Annotated in this window: 19 protein-coding genes; 6 read left to right on the plus strand and 13 right to left on the minus strand. The window is 65.9% G+C overall.

The window, feature by feature from the left end; translation table 11 throughout:
- Positions 1-2 precede the first annotated feature (2 nt).
- The 7 genes from A37U_RS0112485 to A37U_RS0112520 form a co-directional block, all read right to left on the minus strand.
- Positions 3-899 carry a type II secretion system F family protein gene (locus A37U_RS0112485; protein WP_026197146.1) on the minus strand — a complete coding sequence of 299 codons (897 nt, stop codon included), beginning with the start codon at positions 897-899 and terminating at the stop codon, positions 3-5.
- A complete protein-coding gene (locus tag A37U_RS0112490) occupies positions 899-1,789 on the minus strand; it encodes a type II secretion system F family protein (RefSeq protein ID WP_020496981.1) in 891 nt (296 codons plus the stop codon). The genes A37U_RS0112485 and A37U_RS0112490 overlap by 1 nt, the downstream gene beginning before the upstream one ends.
- Complete coding sequence (locus A37U_RS0112495; protein WP_020496982.1) at positions 1,786-3,210, minus strand: TadA family conjugal transfer-associated ATPase; 1,425 nt, start codon at positions 3,208-3,210, stop codon at positions 1,786-1,788. The genes A37U_RS0112490 and A37U_RS0112495 overlap by 4 nt, the downstream gene beginning before the upstream one ends.
- Complete coding sequence (locus A37U_RS0112500) at positions 3,210-3,968, minus strand: MinD/ParA family ATP-binding protein (protein ID WP_240437566.1); 759 nt, start codon at positions 3,966-3,968, stop codon at positions 3,210-3,212. Before A37U_RS0112500 ends, A37U_RS0112495 begins: the two co-directional genes overlap by 1 nt.
- Positions 3,969-3,988: 20 nt before the next feature.
- Complete coding sequence (locus tag A37U_RS0112505; protein WP_040587445.1) at positions 3,989-4,696, minus strand: hypothetical protein; 708 nt, start codon at positions 4,694-4,696, stop codon at positions 3,989-3,991.
- 110 nt (positions 4,697-4,806) lie between these two features.
- Positions 4,807-5,370 carry a hypothetical protein gene (locus A37U_RS53585; protein WP_240437567.1) on the minus strand — a complete coding sequence of 188 codons (564 nt, stop codon included), beginning with the start codon at positions 5,368-5,370 and terminating at the stop codon, positions 4,807-4,809.
- 446 nt (positions 5,371-5,816) lie between these two features.
- Positions 5,817-6,197, minus strand: coding sequence for a hypothetical protein (locus tag A37U_RS0112520; protein ID WP_020496987.1), 381 nt, complete (start codon positions 6,195-6,197; stop codon positions 5,817-5,819).
- Between the two features lie 443 nt (positions 6,198-6,640).
- Between A37U_RS0112520 and A37U_RS0112525 the strand changes: the two genes are divergently transcribed.
- Entirely contained in the window at positions 6,641-7,093 is a 453-nt protein-coding gene (locus A37U_RS0112525) for a hypothetical protein (protein WP_020496988.1), read from the plus strand.
- A 10-nt stretch (positions 7,094-7,103) separates the two neighbouring features.
- On the opposite strand, the gene A37U_RS0112530 is transcribed toward A37U_RS0112525, so the two are convergent.
- Together A37U_RS0112530 and A37U_RS0112535 are read right to left on the minus strand one after the other, a co-directional pair.
- On the minus strand, positions 7,104-8,228 hold the full coding sequence (locus tag A37U_RS0112530) for an MAB_1171c family putative transporter (RefSeq protein WP_020496989.1): 1,125 nt from the start codon (positions 8,226-8,228) through the stop codon (positions 7,104-7,106).
- On the minus strand, positions 8,228-8,746 hold the full coding sequence (locus A37U_RS0112535) for a hypothetical protein (protein WP_020496990.1): 519 nt from the start codon (positions 8,744-8,746) through the stop codon (positions 8,228-8,230). The genes A37U_RS0112530 and A37U_RS0112535 overlap by 1 nt, the downstream gene beginning before the upstream one ends.
- A gap of 145 nt (positions 8,747-8,891) precedes the next feature.
- Between A37U_RS0112535 and A37U_RS0112540 the strand changes: the two genes are divergently transcribed.
- The 3 genes from A37U_RS0112540 to A37U_RS0112550 all read left to right on the plus strand — a co-directional run bounded on the left by A37U_RS0112540 (position 8,892) and on the right by A37U_RS0112550 (position 11,668).
- Positions 8,892-10,091: an amidohydrolase family protein gene (locus tag A37U_RS0112540; protein WP_157182785.1), complete on the plus strand. Its 1,200-nt coding sequence runs from the start codon at positions 8,892-8,894 to the stop codon at positions 10,089-10,091.
- Positions 10,092-10,331: 240 nt separating this feature from the next.
- The gene (locus A37U_RS43385) at positions 10,332-11,006 is read left to right on the plus strand and encodes a GGDEF domain-containing protein (RefSeq protein ID WP_157182786.1); all 675 of its coding nucleotides are present in this window, start codon (positions 10,332-10,334) and stop codon (positions 11,004-11,006) included.
- The gene (locus A37U_RS0112550) at positions 11,003-11,668 is read left to right on the plus strand and encodes a prepilin peptidase (protein ID WP_020496993.1); all 666 of its coding nucleotides are present in this window, start codon (positions 11,003-11,005) and stop codon (positions 11,666-11,668) included. Before A37U_RS43385 ends, A37U_RS0112550 begins: the two co-directional genes overlap by 4 nt.
- A 101-nt stretch (positions 11,669-11,769) precedes the next feature.
- Here A37U_RS0112550 and A37U_RS49610 read toward each other — a convergent pair whose 3' ends face one another.
- From A37U_RS49610 to A37U_RS43390, 3 genes are read right to left on the minus strand one after another with little or no spacing between them, the layout of a single operon-like run.
- Positions 11,770-12,492 carry a 7-carboxy-7-deazaguanine synthase QueE gene (locus A37U_RS49610; RefSeq protein ID WP_026197149.1) on the minus strand — a complete coding sequence of 241 codons (723 nt, stop codon included), beginning with the start codon at positions 12,490-12,492 and terminating at the stop codon, positions 11,770-11,772.
- Complete coding sequence (gene queD, locus A37U_RS0112560) at positions 12,489-12,869, minus strand: 6-carboxytetrahydropterin synthase QueD (protein WP_020496994.1); 381 nt, start codon at positions 12,867-12,869, stop codon at positions 12,489-12,491. Before queD ends, A37U_RS49610 begins: the two co-directional genes overlap by 4 nt.
- Positions 12,870-12,872: 3 nt before the next feature.
- The gene (locus tag A37U_RS43390) at positions 12,873-13,355 is read right to left on the minus strand and encodes a hypothetical protein (RefSeq protein ID WP_020496995.1); all 483 of its coding nucleotides are present in this window, start codon (positions 13,353-13,355) and stop codon (positions 12,873-12,875) included.
- Positions 13,356-13,649: 294 nt separating this feature from the next.
- Here A37U_RS43390 and A37U_RS43395 point away from each other — a divergent pair, with 294 nt between their 5' ends.
- Both A37U_RS43395 and A37U_RS0112580 read left to right on the plus strand, forming a co-directional pair.
- A complete protein-coding gene (locus A37U_RS43395) occupies positions 13,650-14,909 on the plus strand; it encodes a helix-turn-helix transcriptional regulator (RefSeq protein ID WP_169526855.1) in 1,260 nt (419 codons plus the stop codon).
- A 35-nt stretch (positions 14,910-14,944) separates the two neighbouring features.
- Positions 14,945-15,640, plus strand: coding sequence for a 2'-5' RNA ligase family protein (locus A37U_RS0112580; RefSeq protein ID WP_020496997.1), 696 nt, complete (start codon positions 14,945-14,947; stop codon positions 15,638-15,640).
- Between the two features lie 37 nt (positions 15,641-15,677).
- Here A37U_RS0112580 and A37U_RS0112585 read toward each other — a convergent pair whose 3' ends face one another.
- Positions 15,678-16,334 carry a class I SAM-dependent methyltransferase gene (locus A37U_RS0112585; RefSeq protein WP_205622917.1) on the minus strand — a complete coding sequence of 219 codons (657 nt, stop codon included), beginning with the start codon at positions 16,332-16,334 and terminating at the stop codon, positions 15,678-15,680.
- Between the last annotated feature and the right edge of the window lie 4 nt (positions 16,335-16,338).

Here is a 16,338-nt window from a genome sequence, read left to right on the forward strand (position 1 = left end):
ATCTACAAGGAGCCGAGCACCGTGGCGACGGCTGGATAGGCGATGAACAACAAGAATCCGGCGAACAGGCAGATCACCGGCAACGACATCCGCTCGGTGGCGGCCTGAGCCTCACCTTCGGCCTCGGTGAGTTCGTGCGTGCGCATCGCCGCGGCCTTGGCCGCCAAGCTCGCCCGCACCTTCGCGCCTTCGGTGCCGGCCAGCGACACCGAGGACGACAACTCGACCAGCTCGCGCACATCCAGTTCCTCGCCGAGCTGCCGCAACGTCTCCCACGGCGTCGCCCGGGTCATCCGGGCCGTCGTCAGCGCACGGCGAATCCGGGCGAACGCCCACCCTTGGCCGATCTCGGCGGCGTCGGTGAGCGCGCCGTCGACCCCAGCGCCCCCGGCCAGCGAGACCCGGACCAAGTTCAGGTAGGCCCCGAGGGCATGGCGAAACGACGTGCGCCTGCGTTCGGCCTGCTGTCGCACATCCAGGTCAGGCAGGAAGAACCCGCCAGCCGCGCACGCGAGGCCGATGACGGCCGGCACTTGCCACGGCAACCCCACGCCGACCGCCCACAGCAGCAGTGGGACCAGGCTGGGCAGCAGCACACCGGCGACGGCCAGCACGCCCTTTTCCGCCAGCAGCGCTTCCGGTGCCCGCCCGAGCACCAGCAGATCACGCTGCTGCCGGGTGCTGGGCAAGCCGAGTGCGGCCAACGGCCGCACCGCGGGGCGGCCCCATCGTGCAGCCCACCCGCCAGCGTCGGTGTCGGTGATCGTGGGCTTGCGCGATGGGGGGATGCGGCTGGCCTTCAGCGCACTGGCCAGTGACGGCGCCGGAGGCAGCAGCCATACCACCAGCGCCCACAGGCCGACACCGAGCCCGGCACCGAGGAGAACGACCGTGGTGATCACAAGCGCACCTCCATCCGCGCACTGGCCGCCGTCGGTTGGGTGAGGAAGCGTTCGGGCTCCTGCATCCGAGCGATGCGGCCCAGCCACCAGAACGCGAGGGCGAACAGCCCGCCAACGGCCAGCAGCATGATCTGTCCGAACGCTCCGTCGTAGGGGTCGAGGTAACCGCGATTGAGGGCGACGAGCCCCGCCGCGAAGAGCAGCGTGGTCGCGACGATCACGCGGACGCTGGTGCGGGTGCGCGCCCGTCCGGCTTCGACTCGCAAACGCATGGACACCTGCTCGCGGGCCTCGATCGCCAGCTCCCCGAGGAGGTCCGCGAGCTGGCGGGCCTGGTGCTGCGAGGCCAGCACCAACGCGGAGATCACCAGGTCCGCGGTGGGGTCGGCCAGGTCGTCGGCCAGCCCCGCCAACGCGTCAGAGAGCTTGTCCCCGCGCTCGATGCGCATCGACAGCTCGCGGACGTCGTCGCGGATCACGGCCGGGGCGGTGTCGACCGTGGCCTGGATCGCTTGTTCCAGACCGGCCGCCGCGGACAGGGTGTCGCGCAACATCTCGGTCCACGCGGCCACTGCTTCAATCCGGGCGGCCCTACGCGCCTGCTCGGAATCCCGCCCCAGCACCTGCGGCAGCGCCCACACGGCCGCCGCCGTCAGCACGCCCCCGATCACCCAGCCAGTGACGACAGCGGTCAGCAGGCCGGCCGCGAGGCTGATCACTGCTCGCCGGGCCGAGGCACCTTCCCGGAGCTTATGAAGATGTTCCCGCCAGCGCGACGGCTTGGCGGCCGACTCGGGAGCCTGTCCACGGAACCCGAGCACGAGCAACAGCCCTCCGAGGGCCACACCGAGCCCGCAGACCGCGGCCAGTAGGACAGAACTGGTCATGGCCGCCACCATCCTTCGGTACGCTCCAGCACGTCCGGGTCGAACCCGGCCTCGGCCAGCCGCTCCACGGTCTCGGTGCGCAAGGGCACCCCGGGGACCGCGCGGCCGGTGGGGTCGGGGCGATAGACCTCGTTGGAGATGATCTGCTTCTCGTCGGCGTCGACGACTTCGCGGATCGAGGACACGACGCGGGTCTTGTCGTCTCGGGCTTCGGCCAGGTGCACCACGAAGTGCAGTGCGGAGGCCATCAGGAGGTTGGTCGCCTCCAGCCCCAGCCTCTCCGGGGATTGGGCGGCGTAGGTGGCGAGCTTGGTGAACGCCCCGCGCGAGGTGGAGGCGTGCAGGGTGGCCATCGACCCGTCGTTGCCCTGCGACATGGCGTTGGCCATGGGCACGAGTTCCGCGCCGCGGACCTCGCCGACGACGACCCGGTCCGGGGACATGCGCAGTGCCCACCGCACCAGCTCGGCCTGTGAGATCGCGCCCTCGCCCTCGACGTTGGCTTCCCGGGCTTGCATCGCGATCACATCGGGGTGGGCCGGGTCGCGGTCGAGCGCTAGCTCGAAGTTGTCCTCGATGGTGATCAGCCGCTCGGCCGGCGGGATCGCCGAGGCCAACCCGCGTAGCATCGTCGTCTTCCCGATTGCGGTGCCGCCGACGACGAGCACGTTGAACCGGGCGCGCACCATCGCCGACAGCAGCGCTTCCAAGCCGGCGTCGATCGTGCCCAGCGAGTGGAGCTGGGGGAGGGTGACCTGTTGGAACCGGTGCCGCCGGATGGACACGCTCGGGCGGCCGGTGACGGCCATGACCGCGAACATCCGCGACCCGTCCGGCAGCTCCACGTTCACCCCGGGCGAGCCCCGGTCGAACCGGCGCTCCTCCACACCAGAGCGCGCCGCCAGCGACCGCACCAGGTCGATCAGTTCCTCGTCAGAGTCGGCCACCGGCGGCATCTGCGCCCGCCTGCCGTCGGCATACCGCACGAAGACGCGATCGGCACCGTTGACGTTGATGTTCTCGATGTCCTCGTTGGCCAGCAACGGCTGCAGGCCACCCATGCCGAATACTTCGTCCAACACCGACGTCACGACCCGGCGTTCCACCTCATCCGGCACCAACCCGGCCCCGCTCGGACGGGTCAGCTCGTCGTTGGCGTAGGCGTCGGCGGCGTCCGCGGCGAGCCGTTCAGCCAGGGTGCGCCGGGTCGGGTAGTCCATCGCGGGGCGGTCGTCCTGTTCATCGGCGCGGATGCGTTCGGCCAGTCCCTCCGAGACCGCCTGACGTACCCGTGCCCGCAGCGCCGCTGCTCCGGGGTGGCTGTCGTTGCTCTCCCCGTGCCCGGTTTCCGGACTGATCGGCTGTGACGACCAGCTAGGCTCGCCAGTTCCACTGAGAAAGCGGTGCGCGTCGGTCGTCATCACGGCACCTCCCCATTTCCTGTCGCCGGTGTCGTGGCGGTCTTCAGTTCGTCGTTGCTGGTGTGGGACGTCTGAACGTGGCCGAGCAGAGTACGGTCCAGGCGAGCAGCGGTGCGCCCCAATGCGGATCGATCCGGAGTTCGTCCCCGAGGCTGTCCGCACAGGACCGCCGCGCCTTGCGGATCGTCCGGAAGTGAGGCCATAACCGGGACTCCCAGTTCCCGTTCCACCTCGGTGCGGCTGTAGCCATCGCCGATCAAGACCAGGCCCGGCGTGGGGGTCCACGTCGACACCGACTCCAGCAGGGTCGCGACGTGGGACAACTCGTCGGCTCGGGGCCGCGTCATCACCATCAGCGCGTCCGCCCCGCGAACCAGTGGCAATGCTGGGGAGGCCGCGTCCAACCGCCCGACATCCACCAACACCGCGGACTCCGGGGACCGAGCGGTAGCCCACAGCGCGCGAAGCCCGCGGTTCGTCAGCACCCCCAACGCGGCCCGCGCTTGCTCGGCCGCCACGGGACCGACGACCACTCGCAGCCCTCCGGGAAGGCGCTGGCAGTGCTCCGCCAGCAGCTCTGCCGACGATTGCCGCCGCGCCGCCGCGGCCAACGACACCACTCCGGGCGTGGCCGGAAGCCGGAACCGGGCGGTGAGATCACCGCCCGCCGGGTCCGCTTCCACCACGACCGGATCACCGCCGGGCCACCGGGCGGCCATCGCGAGAGCCGCGGTCGTGACCCCCGGCGAGCCCTTCACTGAACACAGCCCGACCAGCATCACTGACCCCCAGCCGGAACGGCGACCAATGACAACTGTCCGGGCGGCACTGCGGCCACCTGCCGGGCACTGGTCACCGGCAACTGCAACGAGACCACCGTGGACTGATCACTGCTCGGCGCCCCGACGCTGGTGACCACCGCCGACCACGGACCACCGGAGGCCGGACTCTGGGTCGAAGACGTGCTGCTGCCCGAACCCGGAACCACGATCACCGACACCGTGGTGCCCGGCGCCAGGTCGGGAGGAAACTGTCCCGGTTTCGCCGCGACAGCCACCGTCGCCTGGCCCGTCGGCGGCACCTGCGGACGACCGAAGGCCGAGCGGGGAAGCAAGGTCCCTGCCGGCAGCGAGTACGCGACAGGACGACCCAGCACCGTGGCCGCCTGGCTGGCTGGCACCAGATCCGTTCCCGAATCCGAGGACAACGGAACTTGCCTTAGGTCCTGTGGCGTCAGCACATCGCCGACGTGCACCGGTCGCGCCAGGCTCAGCATCGGCTCCCGATTGCCAACCTGCAGTACGGTGATCACCGCACCCGCCACACAGATCAGCACCAGCAGCACCCCCAGCACCAGATACGGCACCCGGCGCCGCCCTGTTCCCCGTGCGATCCGCGCGGGCTCGCCAGGCTTGCGCCCTACCCAGGAGCGGGACGGAGCCGGCGGCCCCTGGGAGGGTTCGGTGGTCGATGTGGATGTAGACATCGGGCGCCTCCAAGCAATGCGGTACCCGCACCCCATTCCATGCGGAACGACGGGGTGTCCGTTGATCGAAATCAGCTATTCGAACTGTCTAGAGAAAACCGTGGAATTTCCTAGTTGGGGGCGTTGTTGAGCGCCTGCGATTCCGCGACCGCGAACGTGGCGGTCGAGGTCGTCGTCAGGTTCGGGAAGGATCCGCCTGTCCCTGCTCCCGACCAGGTCACCGTCCAACTCACCTCGGCCGCGACCGGATACGCGTTTCCCGGCTTGCCTTGCGACGTTTGGTGGTACGTGTGCCCGCAGTCCGGCGACGCCGACCGCGGGTCGGCTCCGGACGGGAAGGGTGTTCCCGCTCCGGGGCACGTCACCGTCGACCCGTCACCCATCGACCATGTCACCGAGTTCGGAACTGCTGTCGCCGTCACCGAAACTCCAGGCACAGACGCGGTCGCCGATCGCGGACGCCACTGCGCGGGGTCCATCCACAACCAGGTCGGCAAGTTAACCAACTGCGTCTCCGCGGGCGAGGCGTGAATCTGGGGCGACGGCAGGCGCAACTGGTTGTACGCCTGCTTGGCCACCTGTTCCGGCGAGGGAGCCGGCTGGGGCCCGTCGGGAATCCAGATCGGCGGCCGGTACAGCGCGTCGGCATAGCCCTGGCCCGAGCACTGGTACACGTACCAAGCTCCCGACTGCCCCGGCGGAGGCTGTTGCTGGGAGAACCGAGTCTGGGATGTCGACGTGAACGGCCGGTATGCGGCCGGGGTTACCGTGATCGAGCCGCTGCTCGTCGGCGGGTGGTATGCAACCGTGGTTGTCCCCTGGCTCGGTGGCTGGTAATCGCTGGGTACGTACCGGCAGTTCGCCAAGTTCGGATCTCCGATGATCTGGTCGCCCTGCTGGTGCTGAGGATTGCCACCGTCGGAATCCGAGCCGTCGCTCTGCCCCGGTTGCTGGGGGCGAGACGGGGGGTTACCGGGTTGACCGCCCTGCCCTGCTCCGAGTTGGCACCCTGCGTAGTTGGCCTGGCTGCAATCGACCCCGCCCCACACGTCCGCCAGTGCGGTTCCCGAGGTGGCAGCTAGCAGGGTGGACACCGATAGGGTCACGACCACAGAACTTCTTAGCTGCATGTGCCCACCCCCTGGACGGCAAACTGGTTCACCTTCCAAGTGCCGTCCGGCTGCTTCTTGACCTCGGCCACGATCGATCGACGGCCGCCAGGAGCGTCGCTAGGAGCAGGCTGGCCGTTCTTCTCCATGACCTTCGAGGTACCGGTCGAGTCACCGCAGTCGGAGATCATCACGGTTTCTGGGGAATCCGGCGGCTCGACCGACGTGACCTTCGGGAAGTTCTTCGGGGCGCCGCGGGTGACGACATGGTTGAAGTGGTCCGCGTACAGCGACCTGGTGATCGTCGTCAGGGCATTTCCGGTGGCGTAGCGGGCCAGCTCGGGCGACTTCCAATCAGAAGTCCGACCGGCGCGCGCCATCGCTTGCCACATGCCAACGTAGGCCGACGTCGCGTGTTCCTTAGCTGCGTCAACAGGCGACGGCGCGGTCCGCGGCGGTGGCGCATCAACGGTAGGGCTCGGCGAGGACTCTGGAGCTTGCTGACCTTGGGTATCACAGGCGACGACCGCGGTCAGGCACAGAGCCGCCAAGCCCGACACTGCAACCGCCGGGATTATCGGACTACGCATACATCACCTCGCGAGGGTCGAAGAACTCCTGATCTGTTGTGTGAGCGAGGCTGGACGTCGTACAGGCGAGCAGCCGGCTGGCCCAGCCCGGAGCTTGAAGCCACTATGCTGAGCTAGCCCGAGAGTAGACCTACTATGGTGAGCTATCAACCCGATGTGCGGTGTTGCGATGTGTGTCGGCCCGATATAGTGAGTCCGGTAGGCGAGTCAAAGTGGCTCGTCGCTGCGGGTCATGAGGAGGCCGAATGCGCGGAGAACATGCTGACGAGCACGGAACGTCCGTGTTCGTGGCACGACTGCGCAGCCTCTTCGACGAGGTCACCTACGTCGACGAGGCGGGGCGACGTCGTCGATTTTCGAATCAGTACGTCGGTGAACAAACCGGGTTGTCGCGGAGTTACATCGACGGGCTTCGCAACGGGCGCAACAGCAACCCGGGCCTGAACGTTCTGACCTCGTTGGTGAAGTTCTTCAACGATCACCGCGACCCGAACAAGACGCCCATCACGGTTAGCTACCTCGCTGGCGATGATGATGGCTTCGCCGAGGTTGAAGACGATTCGTTGCGTAGTCGGCTGAATGATCAGGAAGTCCGTGCCATCGCGATGCGTGCAGGCGAGGCTAGCCCTACGACGCGTCGGCAGATCTTGGCGATGCTCGATGTCCTGGAGAACGGAGATTCCGAAGCTCAAGGCTGAGCTGGCTTCCCTACAGGGCGCGGGACAGCTCCACAAGCCACCGGATGTCGTCGTCCATTCTTCCGCTGAGGCCGCCTTGCGGTACCGGCGCTTGAACCGGGCCACCAATGGGTTCGCTGCCGTCTTCGCGGGCCTCAGTCCGGGCCCGTAGCGCCTCGCGAACCTGCTCCGCGAAGTCGGTCACCGTCGTCAATGAGGCGTTCTTACCTGGCCGATGGACGGGGTAGTAGGGCGAGAGCATCACGAGGGCGTCGCGGATCTCGCACGCACGCCGATAGCGGCGGGCGTGAATGCTCCATGGGCGGACCGCGCCGAACGTTCGCCGGAGCATGATCGTGGGAAAGGCTCGACGCATTTGTCGCCATAGCGGGCGCAGGGCGTGGTACTCGCGCCAATGTTTCCACCAGGTCGGTGCGGCACGTGCCATACCTGCAACGATCGGGTAGGCCAAGCCGATAGCCAATCCGGGAATCGCGACCATGATCACTATCAGGTAGGTCGCTCGGGCAGCCGCCACCACCGGGTGATCGCGTGGCAAGGCAAGCGAGAGCAGAGTGACGCATGCTGAGAGCATGTTCGCCAGAAAGGCTGCGGCGAGCCCGGCAGCGAGAATGCGGAGGCCGACCCGGAGATGCCGCCTGTGGCTGGAGTTGACGTACCGAAGAACGCGACGAAGCCCTCCTGCGATGGCGTAGATCAGCGCTAGAACCGCCAGCAGCTGGAAGGCTGTTCCTGGAAGAAGGCCGGCGCTGGCTGCCGTGCGCGGATCGGCGCGGATCTCTGCGGGAGAGACGGCCCAGACGATGGTCGCGAGGGCAGCAAGGCCCCCGACGACGGTGCGGTGTACGCGCATCTCCTTTGAGACGTATGCCGACTTTGCCGCACTGTATGTGAAAAAGGCCAGGAGAGAGTAGAAGGCCGCAATCATGCCGAGATTTCGGATTAGGCTCGGCAGCCCCAGTACGAGTCCATCGAGCCACGCCTCAACGGGGCGCCGACCTACCGTGAACGCGATCGCCGCTGCTGCGAGTCCGCCTGCCACTGTGCGCAGCAGGCGATCGTCCGGAGCACGGAGAAGCTGGACGGCCTTGACCGCCGTCGCGGCCCACAGGAGAACGGTGAACGCGAGGAGCACTATCGCCACCCCTGGTGATGGGTAAGGCTCTCGCTGATGCGTTGCTCACCAGGGTCGCTGATGGGAGTGGGGTCAGCAGTGAGAACTGAACTCCATTCCTGAATGATCGTGGCGCAGAGCTCTGCCTCGCGCTCGTACCGATCGTCGTAGCAGGTGCGCCGACGTCGACCTACGTCGCCGTTGTCGCCCCCTTCGTCCTCTGTGGTGTCCCACTTCAGGCCGGCGGGCGGGTTTCTGCGAATGGCGTCAGTTGCTGAATCGACGATCCCGGTGTCGCTTGGGTGCTCGCAGAGCAGGTGCCCCAGTTCATGCAGGACGATATGGTCCTGGTGCCATGGGACGCTCTCCTGCTGGTAGAAGATGGCGTCGCGATCTCGCAGGTTGAACCAGAGACCAAAGGGCCCGGGTACTTCGATCGGGTACTCGTACAGTTCGATGGGACGTCCGCGGGACTCGCCAAGTCGCCGACACAGGTCGTGCACGTTGAGCGGCGCCGGCACGTCCAAGTCGCGCAGCAACGAACGGCACCGGCGGCGCAGTCCCCACTCCCGCAATCCCCCAAATGGTGCAACCATAGCTCCTCCCGGCGCCAGTGTAGCGACGGACTGGTGCTCGGCAAGAGGTTTCGACTACGCGCTGCGAGCGGGCGTAGTGTGCCTCCCCGTGCAGCTCTTGACCGCTCAGCAAGTACTCATCGGACCGAGTGGAGAGAAGCTCTCCCCTGGCGCGGTGCTCGTCGACGGAGAAGTGATCGTGGCGGTCGGCACCGTTCGCGACGTCGAGTCACAGGCCCCCCGTAACGTCCAGCTATTGGAGTTTCCTGATGGCACGATCCTGCCTGGATTGATCAACTCGCACGTCCACCTGGCATTTGGTGCCGATAAGGACATTGTGGACACGCTGGTTCGCATTGATGATTCTGATCTTCTTCAGTCCATGGCCGACCGCGCAAGGCAACATGCAGCGGCTGGAGTAACGACGGTGCGTGACCTGGGGGATCGACGCGGGCTCATCACTCGATTGCGTGATTCGATCGAGCGAGGCGAGCTTGTTGGGCCGCGCATCCTCGCGGCCTGCGCACCGTTGACGCCACCAGGAGGGCACTGCCATTTCCTCGGAGGTGAGGTATCTGGGGCTGAGGAGATTCGCACGCGCATCGGGTACAACGCTGAGCTCGGCGCGGATGTGATCAAGGTGATGGGCAACGGGGGTCAAATGACCCCCGACGGCCCAGGGATGGCCGACGCGCAGTTCGAGGCGGAAGAACTTCGCCTGATTGTCGAAGAGGCGCACCGGCGAAACCTGCCTGTGGCAATCCACGCATACGCGACAGAAACCATCGCTGCGGCCGTTAATGCGGGCGTAGACACGATCGAGCACTGCACCTTCGTTGGGGTGGACGGCAAGCCTGACGTGCGGGATTCGATCGCTAAGGCGATGGCAAGCGCCGGCATCGCGGCTTCTCCTGCCTTGCCCTCCGGTTGGCGGCAGATGTGGGACATGCTCGGCCCTGAGCGCTCGCAAGCCATCGCCAGCCGTTTGAAATGGCTTATGGCACAGGGGGTCCCGATCTTGTTCGGCAGCGATGCTGGCGTGCCGATCTCTCAGCACGGAGATCCGGTCAGCACCTTGGAGCTGTACGAACACATCGGCGTGCCGCCCTCAACGGTTCTGGAGCTGGCGACGACAGGGAGCGCCCGGACGCTTGGCCTCTCGGATCGTACTGGATCGCTACGGGCCGGTCTCGCGGCAGACCTCGTCGCCGTCGACGGAGATCCCCTGGTCGACCTGCAGGCACTTCGCTCCCCGGAGCTGGTTCTGAGTCGTGGGCGTGCTGTGGTCCGGCCTCAAAGCTCGGCTTGACTGCGAGGATGCGGGCTGCCGCTTGTATAACTCACTATGCTGTGCTTATGCTGCTTAGCAGCTCGATATAGTGAGCTATTCCGGTGGTCACCATGCTTCGGAGGCAACCATGTCAAACCGGACTACATACGCGATGACCTGGGATGATGGCGAGTGGCTTGGCTCGCTACACACCATCAACGAGGCTGCGTCGCAACGGCGGCCCGCTGGTTTCCCCTTTGCTGATCTTGGGAGGGCGGCGTGAAGGAAGTCGTTTCGACCACCGTCACCGTAGTGACTCTGGCAGCGTGGGCCGCGGATCGCTTTCTGGCAGAACGGGCCTTGGCATGGGAGCGCGAGCGGCACAGGCAGGAGCTTGAAGCCGCAGACATGCGGCGGCAAGCCGATGTTGCTGCCGCGCTGACCGATCCGACGACGGGCCTCCCGACTCGTCGTGCATGGGAGCCTGCTGCAGCTGAGCGCCTGCGCACCCCGGTCGATCTTGCTCTGCTGGACATCGACGAGTTCAAGCAGATCAATGACTCTTACGGACACCTTGTCGGTGACTACATACTGTGGCTGGTGTCATCAAGGATGCGTGACGCGCTCGGCGCCGACGCGCTGATCGGCCGTGCAGGTGGGGACGAGATCGTGATCGTGGCAGTCCCCGGGACCGCATGGGAGCAAGTTCTCGCGACTGTGGAGGCGTCTGTTCGTCACCCCGGGAATGGTCATGCGATCCCCGTCAGGGTTTCGCTCGGTGTGGCCTGTACGAGTGGTCCAGACGGCAGCACTGAGCTGAGTCAAGCACTGAGCATTGCTGACGAGGCAATGTACGAGGCTAAGAAGGCCGGCGGTGGGTGCCAGAAAGTAGCCCTTCCGCGCTCTTGCTGGCGTGATGTTGAGTCGGTCGCCTATGCCAGCCTGGGGTCATGATCCCGTTCGTCGGGCTACTCGCTGCGTTGCTCGCCGCGGGTTCGCTCCCGTTGACGGTTGGTCGACGCGAGCGAGGCGTTCCCGCACGGCAACTCGTCATGCAGATCGTTCTTACGGTCGGTGCTCTGCTCGTCGCCGGGATTTGGGCCGATTCCGTGTTTCCCTTCCTGGTCCCGGCAACCTTCTTTATCACCGCGGTGCCGCTGGCCGTCCATGACCTGTGGACTGGCCGTATGCCGAACCGGCTCGTGGCAGTCAGCGGCGTTTCAACTTCCGGCGCGGTGCTCGTTGATGCACTCTGGCGACAGCAGTGGGAATCTGCCCTCACGTCATTGCTTGGAGCTGCGGGTTTTCTGGTCTTCTACGTTCTGCTCTATATCTTGGCCCCCGGCCAGTTGGGCGGGGGTGACGTGAAGCTCGCCGTGGTGGCGGGGGCCGTGCTTGGCTGGTCTGGATGGCCGAGTCCGTTTTATGGCCTATTCCTGATCTTTCTTGTCAGTCTGGGTGTGCACTTCATAGGATTGATCTGGGACAGAAGACGAAAATCGGGTGGCACTCATCCGCACGGGCCAGCCATAGTGGTCGCTACGTTCTTGACTGCCATGGTCCCACTTGGATCACACACAGTTGAGTTGCTGAGCAGGTACAACATTTTCGGGTGAGGTAGAATAATCGCGATCATTGTTGACCGAAGTCCGACCGCCTTCGGGTCGGCTGAGGGGCGAACCCGAACAGCCGTCGCTTGTTCGGTGACACTCGCTCGTCAGCGTCCACGTTCGTCGCCCCATAAAATGATGTGCAACCGAGTTGAGAGATTCCAGTTCCTGCGGACCGCTTCATCGGCAAGCCATGGCATCCGGCTAAGAACTAATTCTCGCGTCGTTCCTTCTGGCATGATCCAAACCGGGGAAAGATCGAATTCGTATGCGCACTGAGAAACCTCGTCGAGGTCGCGCTCGTTGGACACCACGAACTTGAAAATCGACTTCCCTGACGACGCAAATGTGCGGAGCGCTTCCGGGTTGATCCGAGTGCTCCTGCTTACCGCGCTTCCAGCAAAAGACGCGGTCTTGGGTGACACATTGAATTGGCTTGCGGCGTCGATGATGCCCGCACTCGGAACGATGGTTCCGTTGGTCTCGATCTCGACACGGCGTCCAGCGTCGGCAAGGTGCCGAACGAGAGGCCGTAGTGCTTCCTGCTGAAGCAGGGGCTCTCCACCGCTGATTACGACAAGATCGACGGACTGAGCAGTGGCCCACCGGAAGAGCTCGTCGGCGGGCGCCCTCTGGGTCTCCCGGCTCGGGTCGAAACGAGACCAGTCCCAGGTGTACGGAGTGTCGCAACCTGGGCAGGACAAGTTGCAGCGCGAGAGCCGGATGAACAGCGCCCGCCTACCTGTCGAGGGGCCTTCCCCTTGCAGCGTGGGGCCGAAGCATTCCGACACAAGCAAAGGGCGTGCGACGGGATCGGTCAGCGTGCTCATGGCTGCGGCACCTGATACTCGGCCCAGCTGGTCGGGCTCTCGTGGACCCGTACCGTCTCCAGATGTGCAGGGATTGTCGGCTCAACGTTCTCTCGAAACCACTCCGCGATGTGGCGAGCGAGGTTTTCGCTGGTGGGTTCGATGTCGAGAACCTTGTTCAAGTGTTGGTGATCCATCGTGGCGTCGAGGTATTGGCGGAGCGGCCGTAACTCACCGAAATCGGTGACGAACCCAGGTGGAGCCAAGCTCGCCGCCGAGAGCACGACCTCGACGGTATAGGTGTGCCCGTGGAGACGGGAGCACTTGTGGTTGACGGGCAGACTCGGCAGGCAGTGCGCTGCATCGAACGTGAAGCTTTTTCCGATCCGGTAGCTCACGGCTCACCCCATTTCACTCGGGACTTCGGCGGTGTCAGCGATCAGGGCTGCGCCGAGGCGCACATGTCGCGCGCGGGCAGCCAGCGCTGACGGCGGGCGGACGGTTACCGGGCACTCGCGTGCGGCCGGGACATGCAGCGCGGAGGGCGCGGGCGCCGACGTTGTGGGAGCTTGTGGATGGTCCGGATGCGGTAGGTCGAGCAGGGCTTGCAGTGCCCGTTGAGCATCGGCTGCGTAGAGCCACACGATGACCTCGGGCATGAAGATGTCCGTGACGTCCGCGCTCGGCACGCGGGCGCTGATCACATCGTCGAGGCCACGGAGCACGACGAGGTCGACGAACGGCCCCCAGTCGTAAGTGCCGACAATCAGCGTGGGCTGGTGCGGTCCGTTGCAGTAACGCAACGTGAAGCCGTCACGGGCGACGGAGGTCAACAGCTCGTCGACCTCCGCTGGGAACGCTGCGGGCTGGTGGTTGGAGTTCATGACGTGGCGGTACCGGTTCAGGGTTGACTGCAAGTGCGGCTGGTTGCGGCGAGGCGTTGAGGGAGGGGGGCGGGTCGGGGCGCCTCGCCGCAACCGAATGGCAGTCAACTCGCTCGCGATGGTGGAAGACCAGAGCACATTTGCTGCACGAATGCTGCACCTCGGCTGCACGCGCATGCCTGACCTGCGCCGGTGCCATAGCCGTGAGCACTACAATCACCTGATCGAATGGGGGCGCGGCCAGTAGGTTGTGATGTCGCGAGACGTCCATGGCGAAGGCAATCGGGGGTGGGCATGGCGCATCAGCGACGTGGTTTAGCTGCGCGCCGCGCCGGTCTGGGCTATACACAGGAGCGCTTCGCGGAAGTGGTCGGGGTCGAGCGCAGCACTGTGTGGCGCTGGGAGAGCGGCGCCGTCGTCCCCTTGCCTGAACAGTGCTCGCGCATCCGGGCGGTGCTCGGGCTGACGCCCGGCGAGCTCGATAAGCTGCTTCGTGAGGCCACCGTTGAACGGGTTTCCGCTCCCGGCCAGACGTCGGAGCGCCGAGCCGCATCGTCCTGGGATGCTCCGGACGAGGTGTGGCTGCAGCTACAGGAGCTGCAGGAGTCGAACATTGGTGAGGGCCAGTTGCGGCTTCTGGAAGGCCAGGTGCATCGCATCGTTGCCGAGTACGAGCAACGCGGTCCTTCCGAACTGGGACCATCCACAGCGCGTTTGCGTCGGCAGGTCCACCAACTGCTGTCCGGCCGTCAGCTCCTGCGGACCCGCTACCGACTACACCGTGTGGCAGCACAGCTTGCCGGACTGCTGGGCTACATGGCCGTCAACACCGGCCGGTTTCGGCTCGCCAGCGCGTACTGCGCGGAAGCGCTGCACCTCGCCACCGAGATCGAGGACATCGACCTGCAGGTCTGGGTATGCGGCACCAGATCACTGGGCGCGTATTATCAGGCTGACTTCGTCCGCGCCCATGCCAACGCGGCGCGGGGCCATGCGTTGGCGCCCAACAGCAGCCAGAGCATTCGTCTCCTGGCCAACGGTGAGGCTCGGGCGCTCGGCCAGCTCGGCGATCGCGCCGGTGCCGATGCGGCAATCGGACAGGCCCTGGCGCTGCTCGATCGATACGACATCGACCCCGAGCTCACGCCGTGCATCTCCTTTGAGCCGTACGGCTACGCCCGGGTGGCTGCGAACGCAGCGACCGCCTACGTCCCGCTGGGCGATACCCCACGCGTGCTGCACTACACCGGCGACATCGATCCCGCCGTCGAACACGCGGATTCCGACTGGAGCCGGGCGTTGGTCCGGCTCGACATCGCCACGGCCGTGCTCCGGCAGCAGGACGCGGACCTGGAGCAGGCTCTTGCGCTGGGACGGGAAGCGCTGCGTGTGTGCGTTGACCAACCGATCCGATCGGTCTGGCAGCGGGCCACCACCTTGCACGGACTCACCCAGCGCTGGGCCAACGAACCGGAGGTCATCGAGTTCACCGACCAACTCCGCACCTGGCGCGATCGTCCCGAGGTCCAGGCCATCTCTGGCCGAACCGGTTGAGGGCTGCTCCTCGTAGACAGGTAGGTGTGTACCGCATGGGCACCTCGTACAGCTCGACTTTCCCGACCAGGCCGCCAACCGACCCCGATGATCCCGCCAGCGTCGCCCGCAACGACCAAGACGCGTTCGAGCAGATCGATCAGATGCTGTGCCACTGGGATCGGCCCCATCGGCGCTCGTATCACTGGATGGTCGCCCTGGACCACGAGCCTCACGCCGTCGAGCTGAGCCAACGGTGCCAGGCGGTCCTTCCGGAAAACGGCCTGGATCGCATTCCTCCGGAGAGCCTGCACCTGACCGTGCGGCGCTTCGGGTACGTCGATGAAGTCCAGGTGGGTACTCTCCACACGGCGGTCGCCACCGTCAGCGAGCACTGCCGGACAACCAGGCCCTTCCACGTCCGACTGCTGCCTCTGGCCGGCTCACCCGGTGCTCTTCGCTTCAGCGTCGCCCCGTGGTCGCCGCTGCTGTCCCTGTACCACGTGGTGTCCGCGGCCTCCGGCTACGACGAGGTCGACCCGCTGAGCCTGTACCGCCCGCACGTGGGCATTGCCTACAGCAACCGGGTGCAGCCCCCCGACCCGTTCATCGCGGCAGCTCGCGAGGCCCGGTCGGTACCATCGGCCGAGATCGTCATCACCGAGCTACGGCTGGTCGAGCTGTACCGCGCCGACCACCAGTATCGATGGCGTGTTCTGGAACGCTTCTCGTTCGCGGGTGAGCCGCACTGAGGATCGACCTGGTCGGCATCGGCAGGCCGTCCTGTTGTTAACGCCGTACGTCCGAGCGCCACACGGTGAGGACGTTGGGTGGTTGCGCGCCCAGGCGGACGAGGTCGCCATGCTTGCTGAGGTCGGCAAGGACGCGCTCGTGATCCAAGACTGGGTGGAGATCGGCAGGGCCGTATCGATGGTCCGGGTCGTGGGGTGCGAGGTTGAGGCAGACGTAGTCCGCCGTGGTGAACAGCAGCTCGATCAGGTCAGGTGGGTCCTCAGCGTGTCCAAGGACGTCGACGGCGTAGGCGAGTCGATGATGCCGGCCGGGAAGCTGGTGAAGAGCGTGGATACGGTGCGCTGCGTCGAGATCGCGGTTCAGTCGCCAGCGTGCGTAATCCAAGCTTGGGTTGTTGAGGTCGTAACCGTGCACGTCGAGACCGGCGTGCAGCAGGGCTTGGGTGTCCAGTGCGATCCCGCAGCCGACGTCCGCGACATCGGTGATGTCGTGGTCGCGTGCGAACTCCAGCAGGAAGGCGAAGAACGGGTCTTTGACTCCCATGTAGTGGAAGTGGGTCAAGTCGTATAGGTAGCCCACACTCTGTTTGTAGAAGGCATCCCCGAGGCGCGCCCACTCGGCGTCGAGGAACGCCCGCAACGTGGTGAAGTCCGTAAGTTCGGCGCGAAAGCCCGCGCCGAGGTAGGTGGCCAAGCGC

Source organism: Sciscionella marina DSM 45152 (genome assembly GCF_000379465.1).
GTDB lineage: Bacteria > Actinomycetota > Actinomycetes > Mycobacteriales > Pseudonocardiaceae > Sciscionella > Sciscionella marina.

What these genes read in the sequence shown, in the direction of transcription:
- A37U_RS0112490 (WP_020496981.1), bottom strand. Translation starts at nt 1,789, where the DNA reads ATGACCAGTTCTGTCCTACTGGCCGCGGTCTGCGGGCTCGGTGTGGCC.
- A37U_RS0112495 (WP_020496982.1), bottom strand. Translation starts at nt 3,210, where the DNA reads ATGACGACCGACGCGCACCGCTTTCTCAGTGGAACTGGCGAGCCTAGC.
- A37U_RS0112505 (WP_040587445.1), bottom strand. Translation starts at nt 4,696, where the DNA reads ATGTCTACATCCACATCGACCACCGAACCCTCCCAGGGGCCGCCGGCT.
- A37U_RS0112520 (WP_020496987.1), bottom strand. Translation starts at nt 6,197, where the DNA reads ATGTGGCAAGCGATGGCGCGCGCCGGTCGGACTTCTGATTGGAAGTCG.
- A37U_RS0112525 (WP_020496988.1), top strand. Translation starts at nt 6,641, where the DNA reads ATGCGCGGAGAACATGCTGACGAGCACGGAACGTCCGTGTTCGTGGCA.
- A37U_RS0112550 (WP_020496993.1), top strand. Translation starts at nt 11,003, where the DNA reads ATGATCCCGTTCGTCGGGCTACTCGCTGCGTTGCTCGCCGCGGGTTCG.
- A37U_RS49610 (WP_026197149.1), bottom strand. Translation starts at nt 12,492, where the DNA reads ATGAGCACGCTGACCGATCCCGTCGCACGCCCTTTGCTTGTGTCGGAA.
- A37U_RS43390 (WP_020496995.1), bottom strand. Translation starts at nt 13,355, where the DNA reads ATGAACTCCAACCACCAGCCCGCAGCGTTCCCAGCGGAGGTCGACGAG.
- A37U_RS43395 (WP_169526855.1), top strand. Translation starts at nt 13,650, where the DNA reads ATGGCGCATCAGCGACGTGGTTTAGCTGCGCGCCGCGCCGGTCTGGGC.
- A37U_RS0112580 (WP_020496997.1), top strand. Translation starts at nt 14,945, where the DNA reads ATGGGCACCTCGTACAGCTCGACTTTCCCGACCAGGCCGCCAACCGAC.